Source organism: Rufibacter roseus (assembly GCF_001647285.1).
Lineage (GTDB): Bacteria > Bacteroidota > Bacteroidia > Cytophagales > Hymenobacteraceae > Nibribacter > Nibribacter roseus.
This window is the reverse complement of sequence record NZ_LRML01000006.1, coordinates 331,290-344,580: the sequence shown is the minus strand read 5'-3', so window position 1 is coordinate 344,580 and position 13,291 is coordinate 331,290. Positions and strand designations below refer to the sequence as shown.

Genomic DNA, 13,291 nt, shown 5'->3' with positions numbered 1-13,291 from the left:
TTATTTCATACTTAGTGTTTGCGTGGGTATACTTTCTTGTATTGTAGACTGGTACTACCAAAATTAAGGAGGAGACCTAAAGGGAGTCCATAGGCTACTATATAGTTTTTAGTTTGAATCAAATGAACATCTTCTAGATTTTGAAGAGCCTTGAGTTCAACTAAAATTTGTTCTTCTACCACAAAATCAGCTCTTCTTGTGCCAACTAATTGGTTTTGATAATAAATTGATTGCTCTTTCTCCCGCTCATACTGTAACTCTGCCTTTTGAAATTCAATAGCCAAGCATCTTTGGTAAATAACTTCCTGAAAACCTGTGCCTAATTCGTTATGAACCGCCATGGCACAGCCAATTATTTTATAGGTGATTTCCTCTAAACCCATGGTGAATTTTCTTTATCGACTCATCATGATATAGTCGCATACGTTTCATAACGTAAGTTTTATACGCCTTTTTTTCTTCAATCACAGTTCAAGAACATACTTAATCCTGAAAATTATCTAAATCCTGTAAATCCTGCTTCTAACAGTATACAGCATTACCACGTAACCTTTAAAACAACGATACTAACCTAATTGCCATGTCATACCTCGTGATGGGTGTTTCAGGGAGTGGAAAAAGCACAGTGGGCATGTTACTGGCCCAGCAGTTGCAACTCCACTTCATTGATGCCGATGACTACCACCCGCCCACCAGCGTTCAGAAAATGAGTGCAGGCATTCCGCTCACAGATGAGGACCGGCAGGATTGGCTTCAGCGATTGAATCAGCTGCTGCAAGAGGCTGAAAACCTGGGGCAGGAAGTGGTGATGGCATGTTCGGCTTTGAAAGAAAGCTACCGTAATACATTGAACACGGGGCTGAAAAATCAGCTTAAAATTATTTACCTGCACGGAGAGGAAGAAGTACTAGAGCAAAGGCTAGGCAATCGTTCTGGTCACTTTATGCCTAAAATATTACTGACTTCCCAACTCCAGACACTGGAGGTGCCTAAAGATGCCCTTCACCTAAATGTTGTGCATACACCGCAGCAACTGGTTCAGCAAATCATACTAAACTTAATTTCCATGAATACTACTTCTTCTAGTTCAGACACACAAAAAGCAGCTTTTGGTATTATTGGAATGGGAGTGATGGGGAAGAGCCTGGCGCTGAATTTATCTGGTAAAGGAATTTCGGTAGCCGTTTATAACAGAACGGTGCCAGGAGTGGAGGAACAGGTGGCGGAGCGGTTTGCCGAAGAGAACGCAGAACAACCACTATTACCTTTCTCTGATGCTGAAGCTTTTGTGCAGGCGCTGGAAAAACCAAGACGGATTTTATTCATGGTGAAAGCTGGGGCCGCAGTAGACGCGCTCTTGCAACAGTTTCAACCTTTGCTGGAGGCGGAAGATGTGATATTAGACGGAGGAAACTCCCATTATCATGACACCCAGCGAAGGGTGCAGGAAATGCAGGCTTTACACCTTCACTTTCTGGGTGTAGGTATATCTGGAGGAGAGGAAGGAGCGTTGAAAGGTCCTTCGTTAATGCCCGGTGGCCCGAAGGAGGGTTATACTCAAGTATCAGAAATTCTGGAGCAGATTGCAGCAAAAGACAAAGACGGGCTGCCATGTTGCGCCTATGTAGGTCCGGCGGGGGCAGGGCATTTTGTGAAGATGGTGCACAACGGTATTGAGTATGCTGAAATGCAGGCTTTGGCGGAAGTTTATCAGCTATTGCGCTTCCACCTGAATTTTTCTCCGGAGACCATTGTAGAAGAGCTCCAAAGCTGGCAGGAGAGTGGCTTAGGAAGTTATCTGCTGGAAATAACGATAGATATTCTAAAGAAGCAGGAAGCAGGAGGATTGCTTCTGGACAAGATTTTAGACGCCGCGGAGCAAAAAGGAACAGGGGGCTGGTCCACCACGGCGGCTTTGGAATTGGGTGCTTCTGTAGATCCTATTGCGGCTGCCGTTATGGCCAGGTATCTTTCGGCGCAAAAAAAGCAACGGGAAAAGGCTGCAGCATTGGTAGAGATAGAGCCAATGCAAATAGAGGGAGTTCCGTTACTGCATGCCCAGCAGCTCAAAAAGGGGTATGAAGCAGTACGGGTAGTAAACCACGCCATTGGTTTTGAGCTGATGAGACAGGCATCGGAGCAGTACGAGTGGGGATTAAACCTGAGTGAAATTGCCCGAATCTGGACGAATGGCTGCATCATTCGTTCACAACTCATGGAGAGACTGGTAGGCATTCTGAAGACGGAGGTACCGCTGCTACAGCATGATGAGGTTGTGTCTCAAATGAAAGAACTCTTGAACTCCTGGAAAGAGATAGTGGCTTCTGGGTTGAAGGCTAATGCTGCACTGCCTGTCTTTTCAGCAGGCTTAAACTATTATTTAGGTTATGTCACGGCACAGTCGCCTGCTAATTTAATTCAAGCCCAGCGAGATTATTTTGGAGCACATACTTTCAGAAGAGTAGACCAGCCCCTGGATAAATATTTTCATGTAGAGTGGTAGCCGTTACGCATTGCAAGCGGTGAAGGACATTATTCCGGCTATCTTTGCACCTTCCATTCATTCTTCAAACCATTTAATATGTCTTTCTCGTCTCTTGGTTTATCGGTGTCCGTGGTAAAAGCGGTGGAAGCACTACAGTATACAGCTCCCACACCTATTCAACTAGCGGCTATTCCGGAGGTGCTGAAGGGGAAAGATGTATTAGGTATTGCGCAGACAGGCTCAGGGAAAACAGCAGCTTATGCCTTGCCTATTTTAGATAAAACTCAAACCAACCGAGCCTTTCGTAACCGATATGTAAAGACGTTGGTGCTGGTGCCCACAAGGGAATTAGCGCTACAGGTATCAGAAGTGTTCCTTTCATTTAGCGCGCATATTCCTATAAAAATGAAGACTCTGGCTGTGTACGGAGGGGTTTCTATTAATCCGCAAATGATGAAACTACAGGGAACGGATATACTGGTGGCTACACCAGGCCGCTTATTGGATCTGGTAGAATCAAAGGCTGTGCATTTGTCAGAGGTGGACACGTTGGTGTTAGATGAGGCTGACAAAATGCTGAACATGGGGTTTGAAGAAGAAATGCGGCAGATTTTGTCTCTTCTGCCAAAGCAGCGGCAAAATCTTCTTTTCTCGGCCACGCTAGACCAAAAGGTGAAAGCAATTCACGATTCGTTGTTAAGAGACCCTGTTACGGTAGAGGTAAAGCCCGAGGATGCCACAGTTTCTGATTTAATTTCTGAACAGGCTTATTTGGTAGATACCGAACGGAAAGGTCCTTTCTTACGCTACCTGATCAAGCAAAAAAATATGCAGCAGGTACTGGTATTTGTTTCGGCCACCAAACGGGCAGATCATTTGGTAACGAAGCTGAACAACAATGGCATAAAGGCAGTGGCGCTGCACAGTGGCAAAAGCCAAGGTGCGCGTACCGAAGCACTGGCATCCTTCAGGAAGGGTAAAACACCAGTTCTGGTGGCTACGGATTTAGCTGCCCGTGGCATTGATATACAGTTTCTGCCCTTTGTAATTAACTACGACTTGCCCCGATCATCTAAAGATTACATCCACCGGATCGGACGTACAGGTAGGGCTGAATCTGCGGGTGAGGCTCTTACACTAGTCACGCCAGAAGATGCCCATCATTTCAAAATCATACAGAAGCAGACCAAAAGAGTTATTCCTACCCAAGAAACAAGTGAGATAGATTTGAAAGGATTTTAACTAAGAAGGCGTTTTGGGGCTGTTTTAACAAAAACAGCCCAAAACGCCTTCTTAAAATAAACTAAAATGCTGCTATGGGTTGGTTGACCAAATCCCCGCATCTTTTATAAAAACCCTTCGGTTCAGTTTGAGCTGGCACACCAAGAATTCAGCAAAGTCCTCAGGCTGCATTACTTTTTCAGGGTTGCCGTCCGTTAATTTTAACTCAACCGCCAGATCAGTAGCCACCGTACTGGGGGTGAGTGAGGTAACCCGTATGTTGTGTTTCCGGACCTCCTGCATCAATGACTCAGTCATACCTATCAACCCGAACTTTGAGGCGCTGTAGGCACTGGTGACGGCAGCCCCACGTTGACCGGCTGTTGAAGAGATGTTCAATATATCACCGGTCTTTTTAGAGATCATGCTTGGCAACACGGCTCTGGTGACATAGTAGGGGCCCAGTAAGTTTACCTTTATAATACGCTCCCATTCTTCGGGTTCTAAATCCAAGAACTTCCCAAAGGCGGCTGTTCCTGCGTTATTGATCAGAATGTCAATAAACCCTAAATCTAGTTGAACTTGCTCAACAGCCTCGTTCACACTGTTGATGTCAGTAACGTCAGCCGTCACCACGCATGTTTCAACCCCAAAAGCCTCTATCTCAGCTGCTACCTTCTGTAAGTCTTTTTCGGTACGGGCTAGTAAGGCGGTATTGACGCCCTCTTTGGCCAGTGCCAGGGCTACAGCCCTTCCAATCCCCTTGCCGGCACCCGTTATCAGTGCCGTTTTACCTTTCAATGATTCCATAGTCTCTTTGTTTTAAAATTCAAAACTAGCAGGCACAGGGGTAGTTCTTTGTATGTTCAAGGTATCCTATACCATACTTGCTTGCTTCTACTTTACTAACGGAAAATTTTTAGCAGTGTTAACCTTATGATAATAAGTAGAAAAGACTGGCATGGCTTCTTTTTCTGAAACCAAGCTTACTCAGTAGCGAGCTGAGAAGCCGCTCTGTCAAATCTGTTTTGAGGCTAATTTTAGAAAAACAGGTGAAAAAGGCAGTTTATATGTCAAGGTTTGTACCTTTGGGTTAATTCAGATATTGTTGTTTGAATTTGATTCATAATTTACCCCAACTATGAAGGCAATAGAAAGAAACAACGTTACAATCAAAGGCAAGGGCACCACACCTATCATATTTGCCCACGGATATGGCTGTGACCAGAACATGTGGCGCTATATTACCCCTGCGTTTGAAGAAGATTACAAAATCATTTTGTTTGACCACGTAGGCTTTGGTAACTCAGACACGTCTGCCTACACCTTAGAAAGGTATTCCTCTTTACAGTCTTATGCCGTAGATGTGCTGGAGATATGTGAGGAGCTTAACTTGGACAAGGTGATTTTTGTTGGCCACTCGGTTAGCAGCATGATAGGCGTTCTGGCTTCTGTTCTTGACCCCGAAAGGTTTTCTAAATTAGTTCTGATTGGTCCTTCTCCAAGGTATACCAATGACGACGAATATATTGGAGGCTTCACGCAGGAAGGTATAAACGGGCTGCTGGAGTCTTTAGACAGTGATTACCTGCAGTGGTCGCACGCTATTGCACCAGTGATCATGGGTAATCCCGAAAAACCAGAGCTGGGGCAGGAATTAGCCCAAAGCTTCTGCCGCAGCAATGAAACGGTAGCCAAAGATTTTGCCCGTATCACGTTTTTGTCAGATAACAGAGAAGACCTGCAGAACCTTAAAACGGAAGCTCTTATTCTTCAGTGCTCAGAAGATGTCATCGCTCCTATGGAAGTGGGAGAATACATGCACCGAGAATTAACTAACAGTAAACTGGTGGTACTGAATGCCACTGGGCACTGCCCCAATCTAAGTGCACCAGAAGAGACAATAAAGGCCATGAAAGCTTTTTTGTAAAGCATTCGTAAAGGTTCTTTTTTGAAAATTATAACAACATCTGGAATTGTGCTAAAAGAAAAGAGGGAGCTTAAGAAAGCATCAGGTGATGTGTTTTTTGAAGCCTATTATGACACCACCAACCATTATATTTTCTGCAGCTGGATAGGTATACAGTCTTTGGAAACAGTTATGATGGGCGGAGGTCTGCTTCTCTCTATTCTGCAGGAACGGCCCTGCGCTGGCCTGCTCAACAGTAACTTAGAATTAATTGGGCCCTGGGAAGTAGCCGTGCCTTATCTTACAAAAAAATGGGGACCCAAGGCGAAAGAATTAGGATTGCAATATTTTGCACATGTTCTCTCGCCAGGCATTTTTGGGCAAAGATCTTACAAGGTATTTAGAGAGGAAGCAAAAGGTATTTTGCGGGTAAAAGCTTTTCAAGATGTAGAAACTGCCGAAGATTGGTTGTTACTTCACCTAGGTTGACCAACTCTTGCTTTTACTGCAGAACAAAAGAACGAAGCTCTGTTTTTAGCCTCTTTTCTGAAAAAGAGACTAAAAACAGAACTTCGTTCTTAATGGAAATAGAAATTACCGCTGAAAAGCCTGCACAGGATTTTTCTTTGTAATCAATTCTATCCCTTTGCCTTTCTTGCCTTTTTTATTTGTGAACTGCAGTTTTACTATTCCGTTTTCAGTAGAATAATACTCTTCTACCTGGTACACATCTTCTATGTTAACTCCCATAGTGTTCAGTTTGATGATATATTGGTAGGAGATACGGTAGGAGTCAAAGGTACCGGCGGGGGTAGTAATTTGTTGTTTCCCTTCCACTTTACGGTTTATGGCTGACATTTGTAAGTGGGTGATATCAGAAACAGAATTCCTGACCCTCACCAAAAGCTTTCCATCTGGTAACTTCTGGCCCACCTCCATTTGGTGTGGGTACGCCAAATCTGTCGGGGTGTACTCTAATTCTTTTCCGCTAAAAGTTTTCTGTGCCTGTTCCCTTAAAAGGAGTATGGCATCTAAATAAACGGTGTCTCCTTTACAGCGTATGGTAAACTCCTCCGCTGTCTCTGGTCTTTTCTTGTTGTTGATTCTGGCAGATTTGACGGTAGTCACAAACTCCCCTTCAGGTGTCATTGCCTGCTGCATCACCTTGTTGCTCAGAGTTCCGTCGTTCTTGCCTCTGTCTGTTACCTGGTAAACAAATTCCGTGTTTTTTGTTAAACCCATTGGGTGGTTACAATCTTGAACAAGTGCAGAATCAAGATTTGAGACAGTATTTTGTGCACGCACGGCATCAGGATTAAATACTGTTGACCCTAAACCGGCTATAAGGTAAATTGTATAAAGTTTTGTTTTCATGTTGTAGGCCACTGCTAGCATTGGCAATAAGGTTGGTATCTATACGTATTAGGGTAGGGTAGAGATATGTCTGTTTTTGTACTTCACTCATATCTAAAAACTGACAGCTTTACTTATCGTAAGTAGAAGGCACAAAACGTATTTAAAAATGGAAAACGCAAACAAGCCGGTTCATAGCTTAGAAGATTTAGCTTCTTTGCTCATGGAAAAACTAAAGTCTGAACAAACTGACCTGACCCTGGACTTTCAAGACATGCAGGTGCAGGGGCCAGGACCACAGGGAGCCCCTGGTCAGTGGCGGATTAACGGCAAAGTAAGCCTAAAGGCTAAATCAAACCAGAAAGGGTAGAGGCATGGGGCAATTTCCGTTTGAAATATCTGCTCAGCTGGTACTGACCGTGCAGCAAGACAATGTGCTGGTGGTGGCCGAAGAAAACTACGTGATTATTAATTTTAAAGATCACGCTATGTTGGAACGGGTCATGCAGAACGTATTGCCTTCATCTTCTGGCGGTGGCGGCGGTGGCATTATGGCAAGCATAGAAAAGGTCAGAGGCATGAGTAGCAAACTAATGGAGGCGGGCATTGTGATAGATGTGCGGGTAAATAATAAAACCTATGTGCAGCTAGGTACTTCCGCTACTCCTAAAATCACTGCCAGTGCTGTTATGGGTAAAGTTAGCTCCTGGTTTAAATAGCGCGGCAAGCTTGATTAATGAGCTGTAACTGCTTGATGCAACGTCAATTGTTTTTTTTGCATCTTTCGGCTTGTAAGGCTAAACATTATTCTGTTGAGGGGGTATTACTAAAAATACACACAGCAGCCAGGGATAGGAATCAAATTGGTGTAGAGATGGGATTTAGAGTAGTAGATATAGGGTAACATGAAATCTGAAAACCAAAATAAAATAGACATAGGCAAGTTTTCCAGCTTTGAACGCATGGAGAAAGTGCCTCCGCTTAAAATGATTTTGTACTGCAGCATGGTGGGCATGAGCGTGCTGTTTCTGATACTGGTCTTCATGTTTCTGAAGAATTTACCGGCAACTTCGGGAGAGGCCATGCTTACTATGCCCAAGCTGTTCTCGGTAAGTACAGTCTTGATTTTAATAAGCGGCTTTTTTATTCACCGTATTCCGGAATTCTATAAGCAGGACGAGCTGCGGAATATGAACGTGCACTTGATTTGGGCGCTGGGTTTAGGCGCAGCCTTTGCTTTCTCTCAGGTGGTGGCCTGGAACGAATTAATCTCTACAAAAGTGGAGCTGGCAGAAAATTCTTCTGGTATGGTGCTGTTCTTGTTGTCTGCCCTGCATTTGCTGCACGTTGCCGGGGGCATTGCCTTCTCTTCGTTTTTGTACCTGAAATCTAAAAGAGCGGCTTCTGACCCTGTCAGAACCCTTATTTATATCAGAGATCCCTTTCGGAACATGCAAATAGAGATGCTCCGAAGTTACTGGCATTTCTTAGGCGCACTATGGCTCAGCCTCTATTTCATATTCCTTTTCTCTATTTAATGAGTGAATTTGAGAATGATGGAATGAGAGAATGATCGAAAGTCAAAAAAAGTGTTTTTGCCCTGTTTTTGTAAAAATAGCTTAAAAACAGAAGGCTGGTCTTGAAGAAACATCTTCAAGACCAGCCTTCTGTTTTTTAATCTCTTCTAATTTAGCGCATAAAAAAATCACCCATTCACACACTCACTCCTTCACTCATAAATTTAGTCGCAGAAATGGAGACTGTAGAGATCAAAGTTGCGGTGTTCAAATAAAGTCTCGAACCGGTAGCTGTAGCCTACTGCAGTGGGTTTCTTCCCAAATTTCACGTTTCTGATATATTTTCGGAGGACGTCGTGCAAATCTGAATCAAGCAACAGCTCGCCCCAAACAATGACTTGGTCTTGGTCAGGGTTCATTTTCTTTTCCTGCAGTACAAACAACACGAAGTAGATGAAATCTTCATAAGAGGCGAAGTAGAAGGAGTTGCAGAACTCCAATTTCATGTTTTGCAGGACTACCAGCGTGACATAGTTTTTGTCTACGTAGATGTACAGCTGTGGCTTTGCGTGGGGCTCGGCCATGTGCAGGAATCCTTCCATCAAAGCAGAAGTCTGGTGCACAAATTCAACCCTGCTGCCAGCAAAATAGTTATTAGCCCACTGTTCAAGCTTGTTAGGTATGGTGAACACATTCATGAGCTCAAGCCTGGGGTGGGCGTAGTGGCTTATAACCTCCTCGTCTGGTTCTATCACCGCGTTAAGTTGCAGATACTCCTCGCGGGCGTTTCTGTCAAAAAGCGTTTCCGGAATGAGAGTGAACTGTTGGTTTTTTATACCAATCCGCACCTGGTTCCATTTCTGTTGTTGCAATAGCAGACTACTGTTGCTGAGTTCCCTTAACATCTCTACCGCACCTTCTACAGTCACAGGCCTTGCTGATTCATAATCTTCTAAAGCCACAAACTTGTTACGTTCAGCATCCAGCACTCCTATCCGAAGCCGGTGTGACCCAAAGTTCAGGTACAGGTGGGCTTTAGCGCTGGCAGTAGCATCAAATGCATCGTCTACTACGCGTTGGGTTTGCTTAAAGGCCGAGGCAATGGTGTCCAAAAGTAAGAGCTAGTTTTATAGGTGAATGGGGGAACAGCAATACAATATTACATATTTCAGGACTTAGATGTCATTTTAATTAAGCCTCTTTTTGTATATATTTTTGATAAATACAGTGGTCAAGTATTGAGTGATAGTTAGTTGCACTTAAAGTCATTCTGATAAATTATTCGCCTTTTAGGGCTGTTTTTCAGAAATCACAGCTAAAACAGTTGAAGTGCGGTTATTTCTCTTTGTGCTGCGCGCAGAATTTACGCTGCCGTATATCATAGTAGTTACCGTAGGCCAGTACATGCAACAAGATGTGTTCAATAGAAAGGGGAGTGCCTTGCGTAACATAAGAGGTATTGTTATGCTTGATGTGGTGGCCGTCTACAATAATAACTAAGTTAGAACCAATGGTTTCAATAAAGTTTCCCTGACTGATCAAAACACCGGTGTCCTCGCCTAAGCCAATGCCTATTTTATACGGATGTGTGGCTACGGCTTCCATTAAGCGGCCAAATCTTCCTCTTTTAACAAAGTGAGAATCAAAGATAACATTCTTCTGGAAGGCTAGTCCACGGTCAAGCTTTACAGCTCCTTTCAAAAGCGACGATCTACTGCTACCGCTCTTGATCATGATGTCAGACATGGCCATAGCGCCGGCACTGGTACCTGCAATGACAAAACCTTCTTCGTGCTGGTACCGGTCTAGTAGTATCTGGTGAAAAGCAGTGCCTAAAAAGATCTGTGACAAACGCGCCTGGTTTCCACCTGAAAACAAAACCCCTGATGCCTTCCGCAGCCTGTTCAGGTTCTCAGGGAGCAAAGCATCTGCTTCTTCGCGTATATCCATTATGTGTACGTTCCGGCAGCCAAGAATACCAAAAGCATTTAAATACATGGCTCCTACTTCTTCCGGAATCATAGAGGCTGTTGTTATGACTTCTATTTTAGCCTCTGTGCCACCCATGGCATCTATGATGCGACGTAATATGCCTAACTCAAAAAAGTTGAGCTGAAATTTTTTCTTAGATCTGGGATAGGTGCCTTTGTCTTCGTTTCCGCCTACGGCTATGAGTATTCCCTTTGGGGGCTGCTCAGGTGTGATCATGCTATATTTATTCTGTTCTTAAACTTCTATACGGAACATGAGCCAGTACTGCCAATATAAAAAAGACGAAGCAAGTTTACCTAAAGTTAATCTGTTCAAATCAAACAAGCTCCTTCAGGTGCCGTATAGAAATACAACAAAACGTAAGTTTTACCTTAAAAGCTATAACTATGAAATTGACATCATTGAATGATTTGTTTATCCATCAGATGAGAGATTTATATAACGCAGAGCAACAGTTACTGAAAGCTATGCCTGACATGATGGAGAAAGTGTCAAATAAGAATCTGGCTTCTGTCATGAAAGACCACATGAAAGAAACCGAGAACCAGGTGAAACGCCTGGAGCAATGCTTTGAAATTTTGGGTGTGAGCGGTAAAGGTGAAAAATGTAAAGCCATGGAAGGCATTATCAAAGAGGCCAAAGAGTTTATGGAGCATGATGCAGACCAAGAAGTGATGGATGCTGGTATTATAGCTTGTGCCCAGCGCCTTGAGCACTATGAAATTGCCGGATACGGTACCGCCTGTACCTATGCCAAATTCCTGGGCCATGACGAAGTGTTAAACCTGCTGCAGGAAATCTTAAGCGAAGAGAAAAAAGCAGATGAAAAACTGACTTTTGTGGCCGAAAGCGCTGTAAATAAAAAAGCAGAACGTCATTAAGAGTAAATTTGTAAGAATAAAAAAAGGCCGATGGTTTTCATCGGCCTTTTTTTATTGGGGTTATTTTGCCTCCAAAAGCTGGTCAATGGAGGTGTAAGCCACCGCATGGTAATTTGGCCTGGCTTTGGAGTAAATTTTTTTGGCCAGAGCAGTTCCTTCCTGCGTATGGAGCAAAGCTTTGTACAAAGGCATGAGAAATTTGCGTCGACCTACGTGTGTAAGAAAATTCTCTAAAGCTTCATAAGCGGACTGGTATTGGTGGTGAACTGCTATCAATAGCCACTCGGCTAAAACTTCTGAATTACCTGATTGAGTGAAGTTATACGCCTGGTCCAGTTCAGACAACTTACTTTCTGTAATTTCAGAAGGAAGACTTCTTAAAAAATACTGCCACTCATGGCTGCTCCAGTTAGAAGTTTCAAGTTCTACCGGTTTGGTACCTTCTCGCCAACGCTGCAGTTCCTGTTCTACCTTTTCAAATAATACGGCTTGCGGAGCTGGAATAGTAGCAGGAAGGCCAGGTGAATAAATCCAGGCATTCAAGTTTACCTGTTGCCGTAGCTCCTCATTTCCGTTTATGAGCTCTTTTTCTAAAAACTCGATAAAACACTCCGTATCCATACTCTGGAAAGAGAAAGTAGAAAAATAAGTAGTTACAAATTGGTCAAATTTCTCCCGCCCCACCAGCCGTTCCAGGTGCCTTAGAAAATAATTTCCCTTTTCGTAGGCTATTTCAGTCAATCCTTCATCTGGATCTCTACCTGAAAGATCTAGCTTCAGGCTGGTGTCATGTTCAGGCAACTCTTTCAAAGTCTGCAGTAAATCTTGATACCCTAGCGTATGAAGCATTTCTGCATATTCCTGACCATACAGGTGCTCCATGATTCGGCGCTCAAAGTACACGGTGAACCCTTCGTTGAGCCAGAAGTCATTCCAGGTGGCGTTCGTAACCAAATTACCAGACCAGGAGTGTGCGAGTTCATGTGCTACCAAGCTGGTGAGGGAACGGTCTCCGGCTATAATGGTAGGAGTGGCAAAGGTTAGCTTTGGGTTTTCCATACCACCGAAAGGAAAGCTAGGGGGCAGAACTAACAAATCATACCTGCCCCAGAGATAATGACCATACAGCTGTTCTGCAGTCTTCAGCATTTTTTCTGTTTCAGCAAACTCCCATGCCGCATTTTCCAGCGACACTGGTTCGGCATAAACACCGCAACGCCCTCCTACGGGTGCAAATTCCAGATCACCCACCGCCAATGACAGCAAGTAAGAGGGAATAGGCTGCTCCATCATAAAATAGTAAATACCTGTTTCGTTTTTGCATTGAGGATTGTCAGCGCTCATCAAGGGCAAAAGGTGTGGCGGTATGGTGACCTGTGCCGTATAGGTGAACCTGACAGAGGGGCTGTCCTGGCACGGAAGCCAAGTTCGGGCTAAAATGGCCTGTGATTGAGTAAACAGAAACGGGAATACTTTTCCAGCCGTTTGACTTGGTTCCAGCCATTGCAGGGCAGCGGCATCAGGTTGAGTTTCGAAATGAATGACTACTTTCTCTGTACCCTGCTTCAACGGAATGTGTAAGCCGTTCCCAAGAATAGGGTTCTCTTCGGATAGCTTAAACTCTATACCTTCCGGATTATCATCAAGCGTTACTTTTTGAATTAAAATTCCTTTTACATCTAACACTACTTCTGGTGCATTCTTATGCTGAACAAAATAAGTGCCTGCTCCAGAAATCTTTTTCAGAGAAAAATCAATTTTCAGAACCCAATCTACATGTGTGATTTTGGCCTCTTTTGGTTTGGAGAAGCTATGAGGATCAGATTGATTTTGGTGATGGAGAGTATTGGTTAAATCCATTTGTGTGTTATGTTAAGCGGTTCGTTTGAACTAACTGATTCCGGAACCAGATAAAAGTTCTACTTTTAATTTT

The 13,291-nt window shown here is 43.8% G+C and carries 14 protein-coding genes; 8 read left to right on the top strand and 6 right to left on the bottom strand.

Going from position 1 to position 13,291, the window contains the following annotated elements; all coding sequences use genetic code 11:
* Positions 1 to 11: 11 nt before the first annotated feature.
* Positions 12 to 383: a GxxExxY protein gene (locus A8O23_RS11625; protein ID WP_066621263.1), complete on the bottom strand. Its 372-nt coding sequence runs from the start codon at positions 381 to 383 to the stop codon at positions 12 to 14.
* 197 nt (positions 384 to 580) lie between these two features.
* Here A8O23_RS11625 and gndA point away from each other — a divergent pair, with 197 nt between their 5' ends.
* Positions 581 to 2,503 (top strand): NADP-dependent phosphogluconate dehydrogenase, encoded by a 1,923-nt coding sequence (gene gndA, locus A8O23_RS11620; protein ID WP_066621261.1) that lies wholly within the window; start codon positions 581 to 583, stop codon positions 2,501 to 2,503.
* A 78-nt stretch (positions 2,504 to 2,581) separates the two neighbouring features.
* Positions 2,582 to 3,727 carry a DEAD/DEAH box helicase gene (locus A8O23_RS11615; RefSeq protein ID WP_066621259.1) on the top strand — a complete coding sequence of 382 codons (1,146 nt, stop codon included), beginning with the start codon at positions 2,582 to 2,584 and terminating at the stop codon, positions 3,725 to 3,727.
* Positions 3,728 to 3,799: 72 nt separating this feature from the next.
* Here the strand turns inward: A8O23_RS11615 and A8O23_RS11610 are convergent, their stop codons facing one another.
* Positions 3,800 to 4,516 carry a 3-ketoacyl-ACP reductase gene (locus A8O23_RS11610; protein ID WP_066621256.1) on the bottom strand — a complete coding sequence of 239 codons (717 nt, stop codon included), beginning with the start codon at positions 4,514 to 4,516 and terminating at the stop codon, positions 3,800 to 3,802.
* 331 nt (positions 4,517 to 4,847) lie between these two features.
* On the opposite strand from A8O23_RS11610, the gene A8O23_RS11605 reads away from it, so the two are divergent.
* Positions 4,848 to 5,636, top strand: a complete 789-nt coding sequence (locus A8O23_RS11605) for an alpha/beta fold hydrolase (protein ID WP_066621254.1) — start codon at positions 4,848 to 4,850, stop codon at positions 5,634 to 5,636.
* 48 nt (positions 5,637 to 5,684) lie between these two features.
* Positions 5,685 to 6,104 carry a hypothetical protein gene (locus A8O23_RS11600; RefSeq protein WP_153042170.1) on the top strand — a complete coding sequence of 140 codons (420 nt, stop codon included), beginning with the start codon at positions 5,685 to 5,687 and terminating at the stop codon, positions 6,102 to 6,104.
* Positions 6,105 to 6,209: 105 nt separating this feature from the next.
* Here A8O23_RS11600 and A8O23_RS11595 read toward each other — a convergent pair whose 3' ends face one another.
* Positions 6,210 to 6,989: a TapB family protein gene (locus tag A8O23_RS11595; RefSeq protein ID WP_153042169.1), complete on the bottom strand. Its 780-nt coding sequence runs from the start codon at positions 6,987 to 6,989 to the stop codon at positions 6,210 to 6,212.
* 148 nt (positions 6,990 to 7,137) lie between these two features.
* Here A8O23_RS11595 and A8O23_RS11590 point away from each other — a divergent pair, with 148 nt between their 5' ends.
* From A8O23_RS11590 to A8O23_RS11580, 3 genes are all read left to right on the top strand, one after another.
* Positions 7,138 to 7,338: a hypothetical protein gene (locus A8O23_RS11590; RefSeq protein WP_066621248.1), complete on the top strand. Its 201-nt coding sequence runs from the start codon at positions 7,138 to 7,140 to the stop codon at positions 7,336 to 7,338.
* A gap of 4 nt (positions 7,339 to 7,342) precedes the next feature.
* Positions 7,343 to 7,687, top strand: coding sequence for a hypothetical protein (locus tag A8O23_RS11585; RefSeq protein ID WP_066621246.1), 345 nt, complete (start codon positions 7,343 to 7,345; stop codon positions 7,685 to 7,687).
* Between the two features lie 186 nt (positions 7,688 to 7,873).
* Positions 7,874 to 8,506, top strand: a complete 633-nt coding sequence (locus A8O23_RS11580) for a cytochrome c oxidase subunit 3 family protein (RefSeq protein WP_066621244.1) — start codon at positions 7,874 to 7,876, stop codon at positions 8,504 to 8,506.
* Between the two features lie 203 nt (positions 8,507 to 8,709).
* Here the strand turns inward: A8O23_RS11580 and A8O23_RS11575 are convergent, their stop codons facing one another.
* Together A8O23_RS11575 and A8O23_RS11570 are read right to left on the bottom strand one after the other, a co-directional pair.
* Positions 8,710 to 9,597: a DUF3822 family protein gene (locus A8O23_RS11575; RefSeq protein WP_066621242.1), complete on the bottom strand. Its 888-nt coding sequence runs from the start codon at positions 9,595 to 9,597 to the stop codon at positions 8,710 to 8,712.
* Positions 9,598 to 9,820: 223 nt separating this feature from the next.
* Entirely contained in the window at positions 9,821 to 10,693 is an 873-nt protein-coding gene (locus tag A8O23_RS11570; protein WP_066621240.1) for a cyanophycinase, read from the bottom strand.
* A 170-nt stretch (positions 10,694 to 10,863) separates the two neighbouring features.
* Here A8O23_RS11570 and A8O23_RS11565 point away from each other — a divergent pair, with 170 nt between their 5' ends.
* Positions 10,864 to 11,358, top strand: a complete 495-nt coding sequence (locus tag A8O23_RS11565; protein ID WP_066621238.1) for a YciE/YciF ferroxidase family protein — start codon at positions 10,864 to 10,866, stop codon at positions 11,356 to 11,358.
* Positions 11,359 to 11,418: 60 nt separating this feature from the next.
* Here the strand turns inward: A8O23_RS11565 and A8O23_RS11560 are convergent, their stop codons facing one another.
* Positions 11,419 to 13,218 carry a M1 family metallopeptidase gene (locus A8O23_RS11560; RefSeq protein WP_066621236.1) on the bottom strand — a complete coding sequence of 600 codons (1,800 nt, stop codon included), beginning with the start codon at positions 13,216 to 13,218 and terminating at the stop codon, positions 11,419 to 11,421.
* Between the last annotated feature and the right edge of the window lie 73 nt (positions 13,219 to 13,291).